17 protein-coding genes are annotated in these 19,614 nt (G+C 67.9%); 13 read left to right on the top strand and 4 right to left on the bottom strand.

The features are described 5' to 3' along the window. Nucleotides 1–83: 83 nt before the first annotated feature. A complete protein-coding gene (locus ACFV6H_RS34895) occupies nucleotides 84–812 on the top strand; it encodes a DUF4255 domain-containing protein (RefSeq protein WP_385550522.1) in 729 nt (242 codons plus the stop codon). Then, the gene (locus ACFV6H_RS34890) at nucleotides 805–2,910 is read left to right on the top strand and encodes an ATP-binding protein (protein WP_385550520.1); all 2,106 of its coding nucleotides are present in this window, start codon (nucleotides 805–807) and stop codon (nucleotides 2,908–2,910) included. Before ACFV6H_RS34895 ends, ACFV6H_RS34890 begins: the two co-directional genes overlap by 8 nt. Nucleotides 2,911–3,160: 250 nt before the next feature. On the opposite strand, the gene ACFV6H_RS34885 is transcribed toward ACFV6H_RS34890, so the two are convergent. The 4 genes from ACFV6H_RS34885 to ACFV6H_RS34870 all read right to left on the bottom strand — a co-directional run bounded on the left by ACFV6H_RS34885 (nucleotide 3,161) and on the right by ACFV6H_RS34870 (nucleotide 8,636). Then, entirely contained in the window at nucleotides 3,161–3,574 is a 414-nt protein-coding gene (locus tag ACFV6H_RS34885) for a DNA-binding protein (RefSeq protein WP_384986568.1), read from the bottom strand. Then, nucleotides 3,556–3,846, bottom strand: a complete 291-nt coding sequence (locus ACFV6H_RS34880; RefSeq protein ID WP_385550518.1) for a hypothetical protein — start codon at nucleotides 3,844–3,846, stop codon at nucleotides 3,556–3,558. The genes ACFV6H_RS34885 and ACFV6H_RS34880 overlap by 19 nt, the downstream gene beginning before the upstream one ends. Before the next feature lie 342 nt (nucleotides 3,847–4,188). Next, nucleotides 4,189–4,779, bottom strand: coding sequence for a HEAT repeat domain-containing protein (locus tag ACFV6H_RS34875; RefSeq protein ID WP_385550516.1), 591 nt, complete (start codon nucleotides 4,777–4,779; stop codon nucleotides 4,189–4,191). After that, complete coding sequence (locus tag ACFV6H_RS34870; RefSeq protein ID WP_385550514.1) at nucleotides 4,776–8,636, bottom strand: hypothetical protein; 3,861 nt, start codon at nucleotides 8,634–8,636, stop codon at nucleotides 4,776–4,778. The genes ACFV6H_RS34875 and ACFV6H_RS34870 overlap by 4 nt, the downstream gene beginning before the upstream one ends. Before the next feature lie 286 nt (nucleotides 8,637–8,922). On the opposite strand from ACFV6H_RS34870, the gene ACFV6H_RS34865 reads away from it, so the two are divergent. The 11 genes from ACFV6H_RS34865 (at nucleotide 8,923) to ACFV6H_RS34815 (ending at nucleotide 19,613) form a co-directional block, all read left to right on the top strand. Next, nucleotides 8,923–10,530 carry a phage tail sheath family protein gene (locus tag ACFV6H_RS34865; RefSeq protein WP_385550512.1) on the top strand — a complete coding sequence of 536 codons (1,608 nt, stop codon included), beginning with the start codon at nucleotides 8,923–8,925 and terminating at the stop codon, nucleotides 10,528–10,530. 48 nt (nucleotides 10,531–10,578) lie between these two features. Further along, nucleotides 10,579–11,022, top strand: coding sequence for a phage tail protein (locus ACFV6H_RS34860; RefSeq protein WP_385550510.1), 444 nt, complete (start codon nucleotides 10,579–10,581; stop codon nucleotides 11,020–11,022). Then, nucleotides 11,022–11,519 carry a hypothetical protein gene (locus tag ACFV6H_RS34855; RefSeq protein ID WP_385550508.1) on the top strand — a complete coding sequence of 166 codons (498 nt, stop codon included), beginning with the start codon at nucleotides 11,022–11,024 and terminating at the stop codon, nucleotides 11,517–11,519. The genes ACFV6H_RS34860 and ACFV6H_RS34855 overlap by 1 nt, the downstream gene beginning before the upstream one ends. Next, a complete protein-coding gene (locus tag ACFV6H_RS34850) occupies nucleotides 11,516–11,659 on the top strand; it encodes a DUF6760 family protein (protein ID WP_093595893.1) in 144 nt (47 codons plus the stop codon). Before ACFV6H_RS34855 ends, ACFV6H_RS34850 begins: the two co-directional genes overlap by 4 nt. 39 nt (nucleotides 11,660–11,698) lie before the next feature. Next, nucleotides 11,699–13,525, top strand: coding sequence for a hypothetical protein (locus tag ACFV6H_RS34845; RefSeq protein WP_385550505.1), 1,827 nt, complete (start codon nucleotides 11,699–11,701; stop codon nucleotides 13,523–13,525). Nucleotides 13,526–13,579: 54 nt separating this feature from the next. After that, on the top strand, nucleotides 13,580–14,017 hold the full coding sequence (locus ACFV6H_RS34840; RefSeq protein ID WP_093595887.1) for a phage tail protein: 438 nt from the start codon (nucleotides 13,580–13,582) through the stop codon (nucleotides 14,015–14,017). A 5-nt stretch (nucleotides 14,018–14,022) separates the two neighbouring features. Beyond that, entirely contained in the window at nucleotides 14,023–14,841 is an 819-nt protein-coding gene (locus ACFV6H_RS34835; protein WP_385550503.1) for a peptidase M23, read from the top strand. A 65-nt stretch (nucleotides 14,842–14,906) separates the two neighbouring features. After that, a complete protein-coding gene (locus ACFV6H_RS34830) occupies nucleotides 14,907–16,889 on the top strand; it encodes a VgrG-related protein (RefSeq protein WP_385550501.1) in 1,983 nt (660 codons plus the stop codon). Nucleotides 16,890–16,963: 74 nt separating this feature from the next. Further along, nucleotides 16,964–17,245: a PAAR domain-containing protein gene (locus ACFV6H_RS34825; RefSeq protein WP_093595878.1), complete on the top strand. Its 282-nt coding sequence runs from the start codon at nucleotides 16,964–16,966 to the stop codon at nucleotides 17,243–17,245. Nucleotides 17,246–17,253: 8 nt separating this feature from the next. Then, complete coding sequence (locus ACFV6H_RS34820; RefSeq protein ID WP_093595875.1) at nucleotides 17,254–17,664, top strand: GPW/gp25 family protein; 411 nt, start codon at nucleotides 17,254–17,256, stop codon at nucleotides 17,662–17,664. Continuing rightward, the gene (locus tag ACFV6H_RS34815) at nucleotides 17,661–19,613 is read left to right on the top strand and encodes a putative baseplate assembly protein (protein WP_385550498.1); all 1,953 of its coding nucleotides are present in this window, start codon (nucleotides 17,661–17,663) and stop codon (nucleotides 19,611–19,613) included. The genes ACFV6H_RS34820 and ACFV6H_RS34815 overlap by 4 nt, the downstream gene beginning before the upstream one ends. The last annotated feature ends 1 nt before the right edge of the window (nucleotide 19,614 follow it).

Here is a 19,614-nt window from a genome sequence, read left to right as displayed (position 1 = left end):
GTCGCCGAGGTCTCTTCGGCCCGGATGACCGGGATGACGGAGGCCTCTTCGGCCCGGATGACGAGGGTCACGGAGGTCGGGTCATGATCCATGAGGTCGATGACACGCTGCGCGCCCTGCTCAGGGCGGAGGTGCTCGAAGGCGCCCAGATCGCGGTGGTGTTCGACGCGCCGACCCGCGACTGGGCCGCCAAGGTCAACGCGCCGACGGTCAATCTGTATCTGTACGACATCCGCGAGGACATGCGACGGCGCGAACGCGGGCTGTACAACGAGTACGACGAACGCGGCACCGTCGTCGCCCGCCGCAGACCGCCGCGCTTCTTCAAGCTCTCGTATCTGATCACGGCCTGGACCAAACGGCCCGAGGACGAACACCGCCTGCTCTCCTCGCTCCTGAGCTGTCTGCTGCGGTACGAGGCGCTGCCGCCCGAGCGGTTGACGGGAATCCTCGGGGACATCGGGGTCGCCGTACCGATGACCATCGCGCTGCCTCCGCCGGAGGACCGCTCCTTCGCGGATGTCTGGAGCGCGCTCGGCGGGGAGTTGAAGCCGTCGCTGGATCTGGTGGTGAGTGTGCCGGTGACGGAGTCGCCGACGTATCCGGCCGGTCCGCCGGTGGGCGACGAGGGACTGCACGCGCGCTTCGGGGACCATGCGCCGGAGGAGCGGGGGCGTACGGATACGAGGCGGTCGATGCCGGTGTACGGCGGCAAAGCTGACACCGAGCCCGGTACCGAAGCCGGTACCGAAGCCGGTACCGCACGCCCGGGCCTGTCACTCCGTATCACGGAAACCAGAGGCGATGACTGACGAGCCTCAGCAGCACGATGAGCTTCAGCAGCACGATGAGCTTCAGCGGCACGACGAGCCTCGGCGGCACAAGGACTCGAACCTGAGGCATCTGCTGGCCCGCGCCGTCGTCGTGGAGCAACGTATCCGCCGTGCGGTCGAGGCGCGTCAGCTCACCGATCCCCACCCGGACGACGCGTTCCGTGGCCTGTACCTCACCGAGGAGACGATCACACGGCTGCTGGACGAGGGCCGTACGTTCCCGGTTCCGGCCCAGGGCGAGGCGTCGGTACTGACAGCGCCAGATGAGCCGCCGTCCCGACTGACGTCCCTGGCAACGGAATTCGGCCTGTCGCCTCTCGATGTGGAGATCCTGCTCATCGCACTCGTACCGGATCTGGACGACCGCTTCGAGGCGTTCTACGGCTACCTCAACGACGATGTGACCCGCCGCCGTCCGACCACCGGTCTCGCCCTCGGGCTCTGCGGCCTCTCGCCCGCCGACGCGAGCGCCCGTGCCCGGCTGGGCCCGCACGCGCCGCTGCGTTCCGGGGGACTGCTGCTGGTGGAGGAGGCGGAACGTCCTTTTCTGGGGCGGGCGTTACGGGTTCCCGACCGGGTCACCATGCATCTGCTCGGCGACGACACGCCCGATCCACGGCTGGCGGATCTGCTGGCGCCCTGGCATGCCGTCGAGGGCGTCGGCGATCCCGGGCCGCTGGCTCGTACGCTCGGTTCGGGCATCGGCCTGGCGTATCTCCGTGAGGACCAGGGCGGCGCGGGTACGGCGGTGGCCGCGTCCGCGCTGAGCCTCGCGGGGCGTGGCGTACTGGGCCTCGATCTGTCGCGGCTGGCCGAGGACCCGACGCCGGCCGAAGCGGTACGCGCGCTGGTGCGCGAGGCGCGGCTGACGGGTGCGGGGGTGGTCTGCGCGCCGCTGGACGCGCTGGCCCGGGACCGGCCGGAACTGCTGCGTCTGCTGACCGGTACTCCGCTGCCCACCGTGCTCGTCGGCCGGGTCCCGTGGGACGCGGCCTGGTCGGCCCGTCCGCCGCTGCTCCTGCACGCGTCGCGGGTGGAACCGTCCGTACGGGCCGCGCTCTGGCAGGACGCGTACGCCGCTCCCGTACCGTCCGGCCTCGACATCCCCGTACTGCTCTCGCCGTTCCTCCTCACTCCGGACCAGATCGAGGGCGCGGCACGCAGCGCGGCGCAGACGGCCCGGCTGGACGGCGGGACGCTCACCTCCGACCATGTACGGCAGGGCGCCCGCGCCCAGAACGCCGCGGGCCTTGACCGGCTGGCCCGCCGTATCGAGCCCGCGGTGAGCTGGTCCGATCTGGTCCTGCCCGCCGACACCCACGCCCAGCTCCGCGAACTCACCGCCCGCGCCCGCTACCGCGACCAGGTCCTCGGCGCATGGGGCATGCGGCCGGGCGGCGGGCGCGGCCGAGGCGTATCGGCGCTCTTCGCCGGCGACTCCGGCACCGGTAAGACCATGTCCGCCGAGGTGATCGCGGCCGATCTGGGCCTGGACCTCTACACGGTTGACCTGGCAACAGTCATCGACAAATACGTAGGCGAAACGGAGAAAAACCTCGAACGCATCTTCACCGAAGCGGCCGGCGTGAACGGCGTCCTGCTCTTCGACGAGGCGGACGCGATCTTCGGCAAACGCTCCGAGGTCAAGGACGCCCACGACCGCTACGCCAACGTCGAGAGCGCCTATCTCCTGCAACGCATGGAGTCCTTCGACGGCCTCGCCATCCTGGCCACCAATCTCCGCGCCAACCTGGACGACGCCTTCACCCGCCGTCTGGACCTGGTCATCGACTTCCCCATCCCGGACCCGCCCCAACGCCGCCTCCTCTGGGACCGCTCCCTGGGCCGAACCCTCCCCCGCGCCCCCGACCTCGACCTCGACTTCTGCGCCGAATCCTTCGAACTGGCAGGCGGCAACATCCGCTCAGTAGCCGTCACAGCGGCCTACCTATCGGCCGAATCAGCCACCCCGGTCTCCATGCCCACCCTGATCCACGCGATCCAACGCGAATACCAAAAACTGGGCCGCCTAACCCTGGCATCGGAATTCGGCCCATACCTGGACCTACTCACCTGAGCCCACCACAACAACGGACAGTCCTGGCTCGTCAGCCGACAACAACCCGAGTGCCGTTGAAGTTCGCGACGATCTCCAAGCTGCCGCCGAGCGCGGCGACATAGGCAGCGATCGTTCCCACTTCCGCCGCTGTCGCACTGCCTCCGAGCTGCGATACCACTCGCCCCAGCTGACGGCATTCTTGACGGCCGAGTCGGGGCATCTGATATCCAGCGCAACCAGAAACCGCGCAAACCAGCCTCGCCACGCCTCAGACAGCGACGAGGGTGACTCGCCCGCCGCAGAGCTTGACCATGTCGTCCACATCCGAGGTGAGCATGACCACCGGTCCGGGCTGATGCATCGCGGTGACAGCGACCATCGCGTCGATGGCGTACTTATGACCGTGCAACCCGGTCTCCTGGAGCAACTGCGCGGCTTCCTTGGACCACCCCACGCTCAGCGGCTCCACACGCACCTGCGAGAGGACATAGTTCCAGTGAGCTCGCTTGATCCGCCCGTGCTGGGCTTCGATGAGAGTGGCACCGCTGACCACGCGATCAGCCCCACGGTCCAGCGCCGACCGAACCAGGTTCAACACCGCCCGGTCCTGCTCCAGGTAGAGCGACAGCCCTTGGCTGTCCAGCACGAGGCTTCCCCCACCCGTCAGCCGGCCTCGCGCCACTGCCCCTCCCGCTCCTCGGCCCGCGCCCAGACGTCCGCGGCTTCCCGCTTCTCCTCGCCTGTGAAGGCACCGTGCTCCTGCTCGTACTCCGCGAGATACTCATGCGCGGCCTGATTACGCAGGTGCTCCTCCACGGCCGCAGCCACTATGGCCGACACCCCACGCCCACCAGCACTGTCCCGCAACGCCCGCACGGTGCCCTCAGGAAGCGACACACTGATCGCCTTCGCCGGCCCCTCACCGATCCCGGGTCCCGCCTGCTCATCTGCCATGAACCAAGCTTAGCAATCGGTTTCACAAACAGCAGACCCGACGCTGGTGCGCCAAACGGCGCCAACGTCATTGAAGTCCGCAACGATCTCCAAGCCGCCACCGAGCGCCGCGACCTGGGCAGTGGTCATTCATGCCTCGATCGCCGACACCGGCTCCAGTTCTACCTGCACGCAAACGCCCACCTCGCCCTGCGCAGCCCGAACTGCCTCCACATTTCGGGAACCTTGCACGAACGTCCAGGACCACTACGCGCTAAGCCCCAGCCCGCGATGTCACCAAGGCCGAATGGCCTGCCCCACTAACCGTTCGCTACGATCTGCACCAGCGCGAGACGCTCTCAGCTACTGAGATACCCCGCCATTCCCAGTACTGCTCTGCAATAGATCACGCACTCGCTCTGCTTGATCACGCACTTCATCAACGGGGTCGTTCGCACTGACCTCGTCGAGCAATCCAGTAAATTCAGGCCAGCCGGTAATTGAAATAGCCAGCAAGGCTACTCGCCTGACAAGCGAGTCTGGATCGTTCAATCCCCAACGCAGCAATGAAAAGGCCTCGGGATCGTATCCCGAGTCGGCCACAACCGCCGTACGATACAGCGTGTCAATAAGGGCATCCGGACCTCGATCCACCATGGCGCGCGACCGCAACTGCGCGACATCATCCGTCGGCAGCTTGGATCGGATACGCTCAGACAAAGGAATGACATCTGTGCCGCGAACAGCTATGTAGCTAACTCCGATCAGATCATCTTCGATCCAATGGACCGCACTCCTCTCGTCGGACGATAGCCAAATTTCCTCGTTCGGCACCCGTTCCGATTCGGACGAGGGAGCATCATGCCTCGTCAACCCCAAGGCAGCGAGACCCTCAGCCACGAGGTCGTACCCGACTTCAGGCGAAGGAACGATACGAATGGCGCGCGCGGTCACAGAACCCCTCCCGGTAGGACATATGCGGCAACGCGAGACCTGAGGTAGTCCTCCATATGCGATTCAACAAATATCTTGCATTCATGCTCAGTCTCAAACAACGGCTTGTCGCCGATCATCAGACTCTCTACCCAGCGAACGGTGGCATGCAACTCATGACGCAACATGCGATCCACCCGTGCTCGCATGGCACCCGTTCGCTCGCTCTCCGGGATGAGTGACTCGCGGACTGTGGCGTTGATACCAGTCGGGGACATCGGGTTCCGCTCAAGAACGACATCTCGCCAGGTTGTTCCTGGCACGTGCAACGACTCCCACGCCATGGTACTGGTGGCCAATGCGACGGGGTTACGCCCGCCCTCAACTGCAAACATCAGGCGAGTCAGAGCGGCGAGCTGCCTCGCCGCCTCGGCGTTCTGAGCGATCTCCGGATCGGATGGGTAGGCGCCCTGGGAAATCTCCGCGACCGACTGCTGGATCTGCAGACGCGTGTAACCCGCTGCGGTCAAGGCATCGAGAATGGTGACGATGGCCCGTCGCTTTCGCGTATCACCAGGTTTCGGTGGTGGGAGCACGTAGTGCCCCGTCCCAAGACCATGGGTCTTGATGTGCCCTGGGAGAGACGAACGCGTCTGCCTCTCACTGACTTCCAGACCTGCAGCCATCTCGATCACGTCGTCGGTTCTCGCCGTACGACGCAGAGACTGCTCGTGGATAGCCAGCGCCTCGGCAGCCTGAGACTTGCCGGGCCGGGATCGGAGAGGAACATCTTTGACCTTCGCCTTTTTCCCGGAGGCGATACGAGCTTCAGCTTCCGCTTCGCGTTGTTCCTTCGTATCGCGACGTTCCTTCTCGCGTCGCCTCTTTGCATCAAGACGGTCTTGCTGGATTCTTATTGCTTCCTGCACAATATCGGGGCGACTGATAAGGTCGTTTCCGATTCTTGACAGCATGGGGTGCAATTCTGGCCCTATCTTGCTTACAACTTTTTCGGCTATCGTGCCCTGCGGGTTCACCTTGGCAACCACGCTTACACGATTTCCGTCTTCACGTCGCACCGACAATTTAGAAAGTCGGTACTGCACACGCCAGATCAGCAACTGGGTGCGAAATCGAGCACCTGAGACGTTGCGTCCGATCAGATCGTAGACCTTGGGGCGCAGAGCGATGATGGCACGATCAAGCCGGTTCTGCTTTCCTCGCTTTATTCTCTCCATTGATGTACCGCCAGCCGAGGCATGGCCGCTCCTCGTCCTCCTGGCCCGCCCGTTCCCTTCCATAGGCTTCCGAAATTTCTTGCCGACTTTGGCTATTTTGTCGACCAGTTTGTCGATGGCTCGGTTCACTGGGCGGGAGGCCTTTTGGAAGATCTGGCGGACCTTGTTGGCCAGGCCGCCTATGCCCAGGAGTGAGGCCAGGAGGCCTATGAGGAGGGGGATGCTGGTGGCGAGGGCTGTTTCTATGGCTTTGGGGACGCCTGCTTGGGCGCCGTTGGCTATGGCTATGACCGCGTCGAGGACCGCGTTGACGAAGGCGGCTATCTGGGCGCCCTGGGTCACGATGAAGGTGACGATGTCGATGATTGCCTTGACGGCGCGGATGAAAGCGGAGGCCGGGTTGAGGAGGGAGAGGATCCAGGTGATGCCGGCGATCAGGACCGTGGGGATGAGGTAGGACTTGAGGTCGTCGAGGATCGTGGTCTTGAGGTCGCCCGTCTCGGCGGTGATTTCCTGGGCGGCGCCGGCTGGGCCCTCGCGGGCCAGGGCGCCGGCTACTGGGACGGACTGTTCGACCTTGGCCATCGCCTGTTCGGGGACGCCCTTGCGGGTGATGCGGGCGCGGATGTTGTCCCAGGTCAGGCCGAGGAGTGAGGCGATGAGCTGGATGATGCCCTTCAGGTCGAAGCGCGAAGGGATCGCCAGGCCGGTGCTGACCGCCGTGCCCAGGAGCCAGGAGACCAGGCCGGACTTGAGGTGATCGGCGATGTTCCCGACGAACAGGTTCAGGCCCGCGCCGACGGAGGAGACCAGATTCCTGAGGAAGCCGATCGGGTCCTTGATGATCTTCGCGATGGCGCTTGCGGCCTTGGCGAGAATGCCCATCAGGAGGTTCTTGAGTTCCATGATCGTCTGGATGACGCCGACGACGGCGTCCACGACCATCGCGATCAGGCCCTTGTTCTCCTCTTCGAGCTTCTTGATCTCCTCGTCGACCGAGTTGAGGGCCTCGGTGTATTTCTGGGCCAAGGTCTGGACCAGTTCCTGGGACTTGTCGTTGACCTGCGACTCCAGGTCGTCGAACTTGCCCGCGAAGTCGACCGCCGCCTCCTCGCCGAACTGCCGCAGATCCGCCGGGAGCCGGTCGACCTCCGCCTTCAGTTCATTGCGGCCCGTGGCGATACGGGCCTTGGCGCGGCCCAGTTCGGTGCCGATCGTGTCGGCGATCGTGGAGATGACCGCCTGCATCTTCGTCACATACAGCTCACGTGACTTCTTGAAGATGTCCAGGCCTTCCTGCGGCAGGCCCTTCAGCTTGTCCCTGCCCCAGCGGAACGGGCCGCGCCAGCCCGAATAGCGCCGGTCCTTGTACTCCTTCATCCGGCGTTTGTGATCGGCGGTGAAATCGTCCCGGGCCCTCTTCTCGCCCTCCGTGAACTGCCGGTCGACCTTCCCGTCCAGATCGCCGAGGATCTTCTCAACGTCCTTCTGCGTGGCGTCGAAGACCTTCTGGAGCCTGGCGGTGACCTGTTCACGCTTCTTCTCGTCCGCAGACTTCGTCTCGCCCTTTCCGCTGTCCACCGCCCGGCCCGCGGCGCCGCGGTCGGCGGTCATGGCGTTCATCGCCTGCGCGCCGGACACCGCCGCGCCCGCCTGCGCCGCCGAGAGCTGCTTGGCCTCGGCGGCCCGGCTCTTGGCAGGAACTGCGGCGGTGTGCTGCTCGCCCTTCTTCTTCTCCGCCAACGCCCGGTCGAACTGCGGCTCGTTGCCCCGGGCCAGTTGCTCCTCGGTGACCTCGGCATCGGCCATCTGCTGATCGACCTGCTGCGGGCCCTCGGAGAAGTCCAGGACCTCGTCCGGCTGCCGGGCCGGCACCGCGTCCGCCGCACTCGGCGCGCCCGGATTGCCCGGAGGCTGATCCGGGCTCATCGGCGTGACCTGCTTCTCCTTGGCCTGCGATGTGTCCGGAGCGGCCGTGGTGGCGGTCTCGATCTCCTCGGCGGAGGACTCCTTGCCGTCCTTGACCTTGCCGTCCACCGAATCCTTGATGGAGTCGGCCCGGCCGGAGTCCGCGAAGCCGTCGGCCTCTTCGAGGTTCTTCGGCGCCTGCGCGGCGATCGCCTCGTTCACCGCCCCGATGAACGCGTTCTTGTCGAACTCGCCCGGCTTCGCCTCGTTCATCTTCTCGGCGTTGGCCGCCTTGCCCTGCGCCTGCCTGTCGTCCGGCGGAGCCACCGCCGCGTCCTGCGCCGACCTCGACTCCACCGCCGCCGACTTGTGCTGCTTGAGCTTCGCCTTCTTCGCGGCGACGTCCGACTGCACCCGGCGGAAGCCCGGCGCCTGCGACGGCGGCGGCTTGACCACCTCGGCATACCGCTGCGCCACCAGCCGCGCCACCGCCGCGTTCCCGGCGCCCGCCTGAAGACGCCGCACACTCCGCACATCCAGCCCCGGGCCGGTGGGGGATACCGCTGGGGCGGTGGTGCCGGTGTCGGACAAGGTCTCGGACAAGGTGTCGGACGAGGAGCCCGACACGTCCGCGTGTCGGACATCCGCGTGCGACACGTTCGCGTGCGAGACGTCCGCATGCGACACATCCGCGTGCGGCGCCTGCCGCGGAGCAGCGGCGCGCGTCGCCACGACGGCGGAACTCTTCTCCGGAGTCGCCTTCACCGTCGCTCCGGGCCGCGGATCCCCGACATGTCAGCCAGGGTGCGGGGCCGGACCGTACACGGAGCAGCACACGCGGGACAGCGCCGAGGGCAGTGTTCACTGCCCGATCAGATGGCCCGACGGCTCTGCCTCTTCGGGCAGTCGGTTCGGTACGGCGAGGCGGCCGTACGCCCGTTCCCGGTGATCGCCCCCACCGCGAGAATCACCCCGTCCCCTGGTCAAGACGTCCTCGTTCCCGGTCAAGGAGAGTCGCATGCCGTCGTATCTGTCCCCGGGCGTTTACGTCGAAGAGGTACAAAGCGGCAGCAGGCCGATCGAGGGCGTCGGTACGTCCGTCGCCGCCTTTGTCGGCTTCGCCCAGCGCGGTCCGTTCAACGAACCGACGCTGATCACCAACTGGACCCAGTTCGTCAGCCTCTTCGGCGAGTTCGTCGAAGGGACCTACCTCGCCTCCGCCGTCTACGGCTTCTTCGCCAATGGCGGCGGCATCTGCTACGTCATCCGCATCGGCGGCGGCGGTACGGGCGAGGGTGAGGGCGACGACGAAAGATCCGAGGCCCGGACAACCAGTGAGCTCCCGGCCGGCACGGAAGGTACGGACAGTACGGAAGGTGCAGAGGGTACGGACGGTACGGAGGCCCAGCTCGGACCGTACACCGTACGGACGCTGCCCGGTGTGACCGGCGAGATCACCGTCTCGGTGGCCGATCCCGAGGGCGAGGACCCGCCACAGGATGTGTTCACCCTGGTGGTGGCCCGCGACGGCAAGGTCGTGGAGACCTATCCCACCGTCTCGTCCAAGCGCAGCAAGGACAATGTCGCCTCGCAGGTGAGGGCGCGGTCGCAACTGATCGAGATCCGCGAGCCGGGACGCGGCCCCGCGCCCACCAGGCCCGAGGCCCAGACCGTGACGCTCCGGCCCGCGGGCGACGCCGGCGGCGCATCCGGTCCGCTGTCGGCGGAGGAGTACGTCGGCGATCCCGATCGGCGCACGGGCCTGGGCGCGCTGGAGGCGATCGACGAGGTCACCATGGTCGCCGTACCGGATCTGATGAGCGCCTATGAACGCGGCGATCTGGACCTGGAGTCCGTGGTCTCGGTGCAGCGGAGCCTGATCGACCACTGTGCGCTGATGGGCGACCGGATCGCGATCCTCGATCCGCCGCCCAGTCTCAGCCCTCGGCAGATCAAGGGCTGGCGGATGGAGACGACCGGCTTCGACTCGAAGTTCGCGACGCTCTACTACCCATGGATCAAGGTCTTCGACCCGGCGGCGGGCCGTAACGCCTTTGTGCCGCCAAGCGGTCATATCGCCGGAGTATGGGCCCGTAACGATGCCTCACGCGGAGTCCACAAGGCCCCGGCGAACGAAGTCATACGAGGAGCGGTCTCTCTCCAGACCCAACTGACCAAGAACGAGCACGATCTGCTCAACCCGATCGGCCTCAACTGCATCCGCGCCTTTCCCGGGCGCGGTATCCGCGTCTGGGGCGCGCGCACCCTGGCCGCGGATCCCGCCTGGCGCTATCTCAACGTACGACGGCTCTTCAACTATCTGGAGGAGTCGATTCTGGCCGGTACTCAGTGGGTCGTGTTCGAACCGAACGACGACGCGCTGTGGGCCCGTATCCGGCGTACGGTCTCGGCGTTCCTGGTCAACGAGTGGCGCAGAGGCGCGCTGTTCGGGCTGACGCCGGAAGAGGCGTTCTACGTCAAGTGCGACCGCGAGACGAACCCGCCCGAGAGCATCGACGCCGGACAGGTCATCTGCGAGATCGGAGTGGCACCGGTGAAACCGGCGGAGTTCGTGGTCTTCCGGCTCTCCCAACTGACCGGCGGAACCGGCGCGGTCGATGAGTGAGACGGCTGAGATGAGCAGTAGCGACAGCGAGTGCTTTGGAGGCTGGTAGTGCCACTTCCCGATCTCGACAGTTCCGTCGGACACTCCTTCGGTCTGGAATTCGACAGCGTCCTCATCAAGCAGATCACCGAGGTGAGCGGTCTGAAGATGGAACAGGACGTCATCGAGCTGAAGCAGAACACCGCCGACGGAAAGTACGCCATCAAGAAGCTGCCGGGCCGTCCCAAGGCGGGCGAGGTCACGGTCAGCCGCGGACTGACCGAGGACAACAGTTTCGAGCAGTGGATCAAGGACTCCCGGTTCGGCCGGATGTCGGACGCCCGGCGCAACGGCGCGATCATCGTCTACGACTACGAGGGCATCGCGATCAAGCGCTACAAGCTGATCAACGCCTGGCCCAAGTCCCTGGAGATCGGCACGCTGAAGGCGGGCGACACCTCCGTTCTCACGGAGAAGCTCGCCATCACCTACGAAAGCATGGAAGTCGACTGATGCGGCGCGTACTGTCTCCCGCCGTACGACCGGACGACGGCACCGCGCCGGGCAGGTCGGGCGGTGACGGGCGGGAGCACCAGGACGGCCACGGGTCTCGTGCTGCCCATGAGGCTCGCGAGACTCTGCGTACCGAGTTCCCGTTCGAGCTGCCACGAGGCTACGTGGACGAGTCCGGCACCGTGCACCGCTCGGGCGTGATGCGACTGGCCACCGCTCGCGACGAGTTGATCCCGCTCAGGGACGACCGGGTACGGGAGAACGCCGCGTATCTGTCGGTCGTCCTGATCGCCCGCGTGGTCAGCAGGATCGGAACCGTCGAGGACATCCATCCGGGCGTCATCGAGGACCTGTTCGCCTCCGATCTCGCCTTTCTCCAGGACTTCTACCGCCGGATCAACGCCGAGGGGCACACCCGGGCCGCCGTCACCTGCCCGTCCTGCCAGGAGAGCTTCGCCGTGGATCTCGCCGGAGGTGGTCGCCCGGGGGAATCGTGACGTACGCGGCCGACCTGCTCTACGAGGAGGTCGCGTACCTCGCCTACCACTTCCACTGGCCGCTCGACCAGTTGCTCGATCTGGAGCATGCCGAGCGGCTGAGGTACGTCGCACAGATCGCCCGGCTCACCGGGCAGTAGGACAGAGCAGGGCGAGAGGCGAGAGGGGGACACGGGATCATGGGATTGCTTTCCTGGCTGCGCGGTGACCGGGCCGAGGTATCGGACGCGGTGGACGCTACGGACACGGCGGACGCTACGGAGACGACGGACGCGGCGAACGCTACGGACGCTACGGACGCAGAGGACGCCATCGGCGCGGCGCGCAGCGCGTCTCCGTCCGAACGCCCGGTGGCCGACTGGCGCGAACTCCCTCCGGTACAGCGCACGGTGACCACTCCCGGCCTGGTGACAGACCCGGACGGCTTCCGCGGCTCACTCAGCAGTTGGCAGGACGCCACACTCACCACTCCTCTCGGGCATCTGGTCAGCCCGCAGGCGCCCTCCGGGCTGATGCACGGACTAGTCGCGTCCCGCGGTCCCACGACGGTGAGTCGCCGGGCCGAGGACGGTGTCGTCGCCTCCTGGCCCACGGCGCCCACGGCCGCAGGACAAATGCCGGGGCAGGCGCAAGCCCGTGTGCAGGCGCAGATACAGCCCACAGCCATGCCGGTGCAACGGAGCGAGGCGGCCGGTTCGCTGGTCTCGGCCGGGACATCGCCCGCCGAACTGCCCGTACGCCAACTGGTCGGTGAACGCCCGGTCGAACCGTCGCTGCCCCAACCGTCCGGACGACCGCCTGAACCTCCCGCGACAGCCTCAGCGCCCGCCTCGTCCGGATCCGGCGCCCCGCCTGTACGGGACAGTTCCCGTGTGCCGGGCCTCGGCGCACCGCTGGCCGGGCTGCCGCCCACCGCACAGCGGCAGATCGCCGCACGTGTTCCTGGGCCGACCACCGACTCGACCGAACCGACCGAACCGCCGGACCTGGCCGGTCCCAACTTCCCACCGGACGCGGAGACTTCGACAGGGCCACTGCTCGGCGATGCGCCGTCCCTCGTACAGCGGCACATGGAACAACACGCACCACACCACACCCAAGAGCACACCCAAGACCACACGACGGTCCCGCCCTCACCCGACCGAAGCCCCAGCCCCACCCTCACGCCCGTACGGATCCAACGCCTCCACGGTCCCGGCACACTCCCCCGCCCCACCACCGAACCAGCGTCCGGGCCGGTGGCGCCGCTCGTCGCGCAACGGGCGGTACCCCTCTTCGCCACCGGCCCGGACGCGCCCACGGCCTCCCTCATGGCTTCGGTCTCCGGACGTACGGAACCAAAACCACCCGTCGTACCGGTCCGCTGGTCCGCTCCACACCCGGAGACAGCGGTCCAGCGCTCGTACGACACCGGTGACCGAGCGGCCCGTACGGTGATGGCGCCGCCACCCACACAACTCCCGCCCGCAGTGCAGCGACAGCCACAACAGCAGCCACGGACCTTCGGAGGCCCTCCGTCGCCCCGGTCGGTCTCCGGAGCCCTCCCCACCTCCGGCTTCCGCGACGCCGGTTCCGTCGCCGTCGCCGCAGGAGTGGCCCAGCGGATGGCCGACGGCAGTGTGGTCTTCGGTATCCCGGCCGCCCAGGCAACCGGAGCGGCCCAGGCAGCCCGAACCGTCCAGCGTCAGGCCATGAGCAGCGAGGCGCCGCCCTCGTTCCCCGTCCCGGATCTCGTCCCCGACTCCCCACCGGAACCGACACCCGAGCCCGAGTCCGCACCCGCTCCTGAACAATCCGAGGAATCCGCCGCCGACGCCGCCGATCCCGCTTCCGCCTTCCCGGACACGGCCACCGCGGCCACCGCCGCGTCAGGCCCGTCCGCTCAGGCCCCGCCCGTCACCGACGAGCTCGTACGAGCCCTGTACGCGCCTCTCAGCCGACTGCTCAAGGCCGATCTGCGGCTGGAACGCGAACGCGCCGGATTCCTGATCAACACCAGGCACTGACTCGACACCAGGCACTGAGAGGTCCGCCAAGTGACATCGCCCGTGACATCACCCATGACACCGGCCGACAACAACGACCCGGCCGTCAGCGTCTGTTTCGTCGTCACGATCGACGACATCGAACTCGGCTCGTTCAACACCTGTGACGGTCTCGGCTGCGAAGTGGTGCTCGAAGCGCGCGAAGAGGGCGGCAACAACGGCCATGTCTGGCAGCTCCCGACCCGTCTCAAGTACTCGAACGTCAAGCTCTCCCGTCCGCTGACCCGCGAGACCGAGAAGGTCGCCAAGTGGTTCGCGAGCATGACCACCGGTTTCAGCCGTAAGACCGCGCACATCGAGGCCCGTACGGGCGACGGCCGCAAGGTCGCGCAGTGGGGGCTGCTGGAGGTCGTACCGGTGCGCTGGACCGGTCCGTCGTTCACTCCCGAGTCGCCCAAGGTGGCCATCGAGACGATCGAGATCGCCCACCACGGCTATGTGATGGAGGGCTGAACGCGGTGAGCGGGCCCATCGCGTTCAGTGCCGCGAGCACCTCCGGTACATCGTCCTCCTCAGGTACGTCGTCCTCCTCCCGTGCGCCGGGCTCGGCCCGGCCCAAGCTGGAGCACGCGTATCTGGAGCTGCGTACTCCACCGGCCGGCGGCGGTCTCATCCCCGGCGGGCCCTGCGGCCGTATCGACTTCCAGTTCAATCCGAAGGAACTGAGCCTGACCAAGGCGGCGGCCTGGAAACGGACACCCGCCAAGGGCGCGAAGAGTTCCGGGCCGCCGGAGTACCAGGGCCCGCAGCCCAGCAAACTCACCGTGGAGATGTTCTTCGACGCGAGCGACACCCAGGACAGCAGTGTCGTGACCTCGGTCGAGAAGCTCTTCGCCTGCTGTGTGCCGACCAGCGAGACCCGGCAGCAGCAGCGGTCCTCGCCGCCCTGGGTGGTCTTCCACTGGGGCGGGCTCACCGGTTTTCCCGGCTATGTCAGCCAAGTGCAGGCGAAATACACCCTGTTCACCACCTCCGGTGTGCCGATCCGGGCGCTGTGCCAGGTGACGATGGAGGAGATCAGCGGTGAGACGCCCGGCCAGAACCCGACCTCGGGAGCGCTGGCGGCACGGCGCGTGCACCGCGTGGGCGCCGGCGACTCGCTTCCGGGACTCGCCCATCGCGAGTACGGGGATCCGGCCGCCTGGCGGGTCATCGCGGAGGCGAACGGGATCGACGATCCGATGCGGCTGACCAATGGGCAGGAGCTGCTGCTGCCCGCCCTGGACGAGCTGGGACGGCTCCAGGACCGCGATTCCGGACGCGAACGACAGAGGTGAGCCGAGGTAACCCGCAGTAAGCCGAGGTAGCCGAATCAGACCAGGACAAGAGGTGGTGAGGGCGGATGGCCCAGCAGAGCGTCGCCAAGACGCTGGTGGTCGAGTTCGGCGGCAGTCCGCTGCCGCCCGCGCTCGCCGGCACCCTTGTCGAAGGATATGTGGACGACAGCCGTACGCTGCCGGATCTCTTCGTCCTGCGCTTCCGCGATCCCGGCCGGACGCTGCTGGAACAGACCGGGCTCAAGATCGGCGGCGAGGTCCGGCTGCTGGCCCACGCGGGCGGCGGCCCGTCCGCCGTCCCGCTGCTGACGGGTGTGGTGACCGCGCTGGAGCTGGAGATAGACGACACCGGCACTTTCACGGTGGTGCGCGGCCTTGACGAGTCGCACCGGCTGTTCCGTGGCCGCCGTGTCGTCGGCTACCAGAACATGACGCTCGCCGACATCTGCGCGCAGGTGGCGCAGCGGGCAGGGCTGCGCCCTGGAACGGTGGATGTGGCGGGGCCCGTACTCGAACATGTCGCTCAACCCAACAACAGCGACTGGGAGTTCATCCGAGGGCTGGCCGAGGAGGCGGGCGCGCAGGCCTACGTCCTGGACGGCAGGCTGCACATCACCAGGCCCGCCGAGGCGAGCGGCGCGCCCGACGGTTCCGCGCGCGCCGAGCAGAATCCGCTGGTCCTGGAGATGGGCAGCAATCTGATCCGCTGCCGGGCCGGCGTGTCGTCGGCCGAGCAGGTCTCCGAGGTGGAGGTACGCGGCTGGGACGTGGCCGCCAAGCAGCCGCTGGTGGGCCGGGCTCCGGCGGGCAGGACATCGACGCTCGACCTGGGCGTGACGGCGGCCGAGGTGTCCGCGCCCTTCGGCGAGGCGAGCTTTGTGGTCACGGACACGTCGTACGGGACACAGGCGCAGGTGGACCAGGCGGCGAAGGCGCTGGCGGAGCGGATCGCGGGATCCTTCGCCGAGCTGGAGGCGGTGATCCGGGGCAATCCCGAGGTACGGGCGGGCAGCGCGGTGGCGCTCAACGCCGTGGGAGCGCCCTTCGAGGGCCGTTATACGGTCACGTCCTCGCGGCATGTCTTCGACGCCGTACGCGGTTACGAGACCTGGATCACCGTCTCGGGACAGCAGGAGCGTTCCCTCTTCGGTCTGACGGGCGGCGGCGCGGGCTCGGCGGGCGGCGGTGGCGGCGGCCCGGCGGCGGGCGGACGGTACGCGGGCCTGGTCAATGGAACGGTGACGGACACCCAGGATCCGGAGGGACTCGGGCGGGTGAAGGTCCGGTTCCCCTGGCTGTCGGACGAGTACGCGAGCGACTGGGCGCGTACGGCGCAGTCCGGCGGTACGAGCGGTGGCGAGGCGTTCATTCCCGAGGTCGGCGACGAGGTGCTGGTCGGTTTCGAGCAGGGACATCTCGACCGGCCGTATGTGCTGGCAGGTCTCTACAACGGCCAGGACAGACCGGCCCAGGGCGGCGGCTCAAGCGGCACAGGCGGCGCGACCGGCTCAGGCGGTCCAGCCGGCCCCAGCGCAACAGACGGCGCAGGCGGCTCAAGCGGCACAGGCAGCTCAGGCGGAGGCGCCGAGCTTGTCGATCCGACGACCGGTGCCGTCAACCGCCGTGCCTTCGCCTCCAAGAGCGGCAATCAACTGGAGCTGCTGGACACGGCAAACGGCCCGCAGGGCGTACGACTCCTCACGGGTGACGGCAAGTTGAAGATCGACCTGGACCGCCGTGGCACCACCATCGTCGTCAACAGCGACGGCAGCGTGGAGATCGAGGCCCGGCAGCAGGTGTCGATCAAGGCCGGCAGCGGAGTGGCGATGGACGCGGGACAGGGCGTACTCGAACTCAGCGGCGACTCCGTGAAACTGACGGCCCGTACGGGAGTCCAGGTGGACGGCGGGACGGGCCGGCTCCGGCTGGCGACCGGTGGCGCGCTCGATGTCCAGGGCAGCCAGGTCGCGGTCAACGGCACCTCACGCACGGAGATCAAGGGCGGCAGCACCTGCTCCATCAGCGCACCACTCGTCAAGATCAACTGAAGCAGGACACGTTGGACACCTGGGACACATAGGGCACGCACCGTACGTAGGACACACGAGAGGAGCACCCGGACATGTCGGCAGCCGCACGCGTCGGCGATCCCACCGGCCACCCGGGCACGGTCGGCCCACCGGGAGTGCCGTCGGTGCTGATCGGCGGCAGACCCGCCGCCACGGTCGGCACGCCGCACCAGTGCTCCGTACCGCCGCCGGCCGTCCATCCGCCGTCCGCGATCGCCGGTCCGGGCAGTTCGACCGTACTGATCGGTGGCAGCCCGGCCGCCCGCGTCGGCGACCGGGCCGCCTGCGGCTCACCCGTGGTGTCCGGCTGTCCCAGCGTCGACATAGGAGGCTGACCGCCGCCGTGGGAGAGCAGTTCATCGGCGCCGGCTGGGCCTTCCCGCCCCGTACGGACGCCACCGGCAGCATCGCCCTGGTGGGCGGCGAGCGCGCGCTGGAGGAGTCGATCCGGCTGATCCTGGCGACCTCGCCCGGCGAGCGCCCGATGCGTCCCGAGTTCGGCTGCGCCGTCAACGACTACGTGTTCGCACCGGCGGACGCGGGTACGGCCGGCCAACTCGCCTACGAGGTACGGCTCGCGCTGGAGCGGTGGGAGCCCCGTATCGAGGTGGCCGAGGTGACCGTCCGCTTCGACGAGGCGGACAAAGGCGTGCTGTACATCGACATCGGATACACGGTGCGCGGCTCCAACGATCCCCGGAATCTGGTGTTCCCGTTCTATGTGATCCCGCAGCACGAGGAGGACGGACCGTGACGCTGCCCAGCCCCGATCTGGACGACCGCCGCTTCCAGAGCCTGGTGGACGAGGCCAAGCGCCTGGTGCAGCAGCGCTGTCCGGAGTGGACGGACCACAATGTCTCCGACCCGGGCGTGACGCTGATCGAGGCCTTCGCCACCATGGTCGACCAGCTCGTCTACCGGCTCAACCGCGTGCCGGAGAAGAACTATCTGACCTTTCTCGATCTGATCGGCGTACGGCTGTATCCGCCGACGGCGGCCCGTACGGAGGTCACCTTCCGGCTCTCCGCACCACGGCCGGAGCCGGTACGGGTCAGGGAGGGCACCGAGGTCGCCACGGTCCGTACGGAGACCGAGGAGGCGGTGGTCTTCACCACGAGCCGCGAACTGTCCATCGTGCCCTGCCGGTTCGAGCATCTCGCGACCGGTGCCGCGGACGGCCCGGCCGTCGACCGGACCGAGGAGCTGGCGCTCGGCCGCGACGTGCCCTGTTTCGGCAGTACGCCCACGCCCGGCGACACGCTCTATGTGGGACTCTCCGACGCGGTGCCGAGCGGAGTCGTGGTCCTCCGTCTCGACTGCCGGGTGGAGGGCGTGGGCGTCGATCCGCGGCGCCCGCCGCTGCTCTGGGAGGCCCGGGACGGCACGGAGTGGCGGGCCTGCGAGATCGAGAAGGACGACTCGGGCGGCTTCAACCGGTCGGGCGAGCTGATCCTCCATCTTCCGCGTGCGCACACCGCGTCGGCCGTCGTAGGGCGCACCGGCGGCTGGCTGCGCTGCCGGCTGCTGGAGCCCGAGCCCGGTCAGCCCACCTATGTGGCTCCGCCGACCGTCCGCCGGATCACGGCCTTCACGATCGGCGGTACGGTCGAGGCCGCGCACGCCGAGACGGTGCGCGACGAGGTCCTCGGTCCCGCCGAGGGCGTTCCCGGACAGAGCTTTCTGCTGGCCAGGCCGCCGGTGGTGCCCGGTGACTTCGTGGTCGAGGTGGCGGATCCGGACGAAGGTTCCGGCTGGGCCGACTGGACCCGTGTGGACGACTTCGCGCACTCGGGCCCGGACGACCGGCATATCACCCTGGACCCCAACTCGGGCCGGGTGGACTTCGGTCCCGCCGTACGGGAGCAGGACGGCAGCCTGCACCACTACGGAGCGGTGCCGCGCAAGGGCAGCGCGGTGCGGGTGCGCGGCTACCGTATGGGCGGCGGCCGGCGCGGCAATGTGGCCCGCGGCGCGCTGCGTGTGCTGCGCGCCTCACTGCCGTATGTGGCCCGGGTGGAGAACCGGCGTCCCGCGCTCGGCGGTGTCGACGGCGAGACGGTGGAGAGCGCCCGGGTGCGCGGGCCGATGACACTGCGCACCCTGCACCGGGCGGTCGTACCGCACGACTACGAACTGCTCGCCCGCGAGGTGGCTCCGGACGCGGCGCGGGTGCACTGCGTACGGGAGGGCCGGGACGCGGAGGCGGGCGGAGTACGGCTGCTGGTCGTCCCGTCCGGTCGCAGCGACGCGCAGGGCCGGATCGGCTTCAACGAGCTGATCCCGCCGCCGGACACCATGGAACAGATCAGAAGCCATCTCGACGAGCGGCGGCCGATCGGCGCGCGGCTGATGGTGGAGCCGCCGTTCTACCAGGGCGTGACGGTCGTCGCCTCGGTGCAGGCCCGCCGTGGAGCGGTGGTCGAGCGGCTGCGCGAGGCGGCGCTGGCCGCGCTGTACGGCTATTTCAATCCGCTGACCGGCGGCCCCGACGGCCAGGGCTGGCCCTTCGGGCGGCCGATCCAGTCGGGCGAGGCGTTCGCGGTGCTCCAGCGGGTGCCGGAGGTGGATCTGGTGGAGGAGGTACGGCTGTTTCCCGCGGACCCGGTGACCGGGCGGCGCGGCGAGGAGACGGCCAGGATCGCACTCGACCGGCACGCGCTGGCCTTCTCGTACGAACACCAGCTACGGATACGGGAGGTCTGAG

This window comes from Streptomyces sp. NPDC059743 (assembly GCF_042732975.1).
Classification (GTDB): Bacteria; Actinomycetota; Actinomycetes; order Streptomycetales; family Streptomycetaceae; genus Streptomyces.
Note: the sequence above shows the minus strand (reverse complement) of the source record. Positions and strands in the feature narration are given on the sequence as shown.

Coding starts and splice junctions, on each gene's coding strand:
- ACFV6H_RS34890 (WP_385550520.1), top strand. CDS start 805: ATGACTGACGAGCCTCAGCAGCACGATGAGCTTCAGCAGCACGATGAG.
- ACFV6H_RS34830 (WP_385550501.1), top strand. CDS start 14,907: ATGGCCCAGCAGAGCGTCGCCAAGACGCTGGTGGTCGAGTTCGGCGGC.
- ACFV6H_RS34840 (WP_093595887.1), top strand. CDS start 13,580: ATGACACCGGCCGACAACAACGACCCGGCCGTCAGCGTCTGTTTCGTC.
- ACFV6H_RS34855 (WP_385550508.1), top strand. CDS start 11,022: ATGCGGCGCGTACTGTCTCCCGCCGTACGACCGGACGACGGCACCGCG.
- ACFV6H_RS34895 (WP_385550522.1), top strand. CDS start 84: ATGATCCATGAGGTCGATGACACGCTGCGCGCCCTGCTCAGGGCGGAG.
- ACFV6H_RS34865 (WP_385550512.1), top strand. CDS start 8,923: ATGCCGTCGTATCTGTCCCCGGGCGTTTACGTCGAAGAGGTACAAAGC.
- ACFV6H_RS34825 (WP_093595878.1), top strand. CDS start 16,964: ATGTCGGCAGCCGCACGCGTCGGCGATCCCACCGGCCACCCGGGCACG.
- ACFV6H_RS34845 (WP_385550505.1), top strand. CDS start 11,699: ATGGGATTGCTTTCCTGGCTGCGCGGTGACCGGGCCGAGGTATCGGAC.
- ACFV6H_RS34880 (WP_385550518.1), bottom strand. CDS start 3,846: ATGGCAGATGAGCAGGCGGGACCCGGGATCGGTGAGGGGCCGGCGAAG.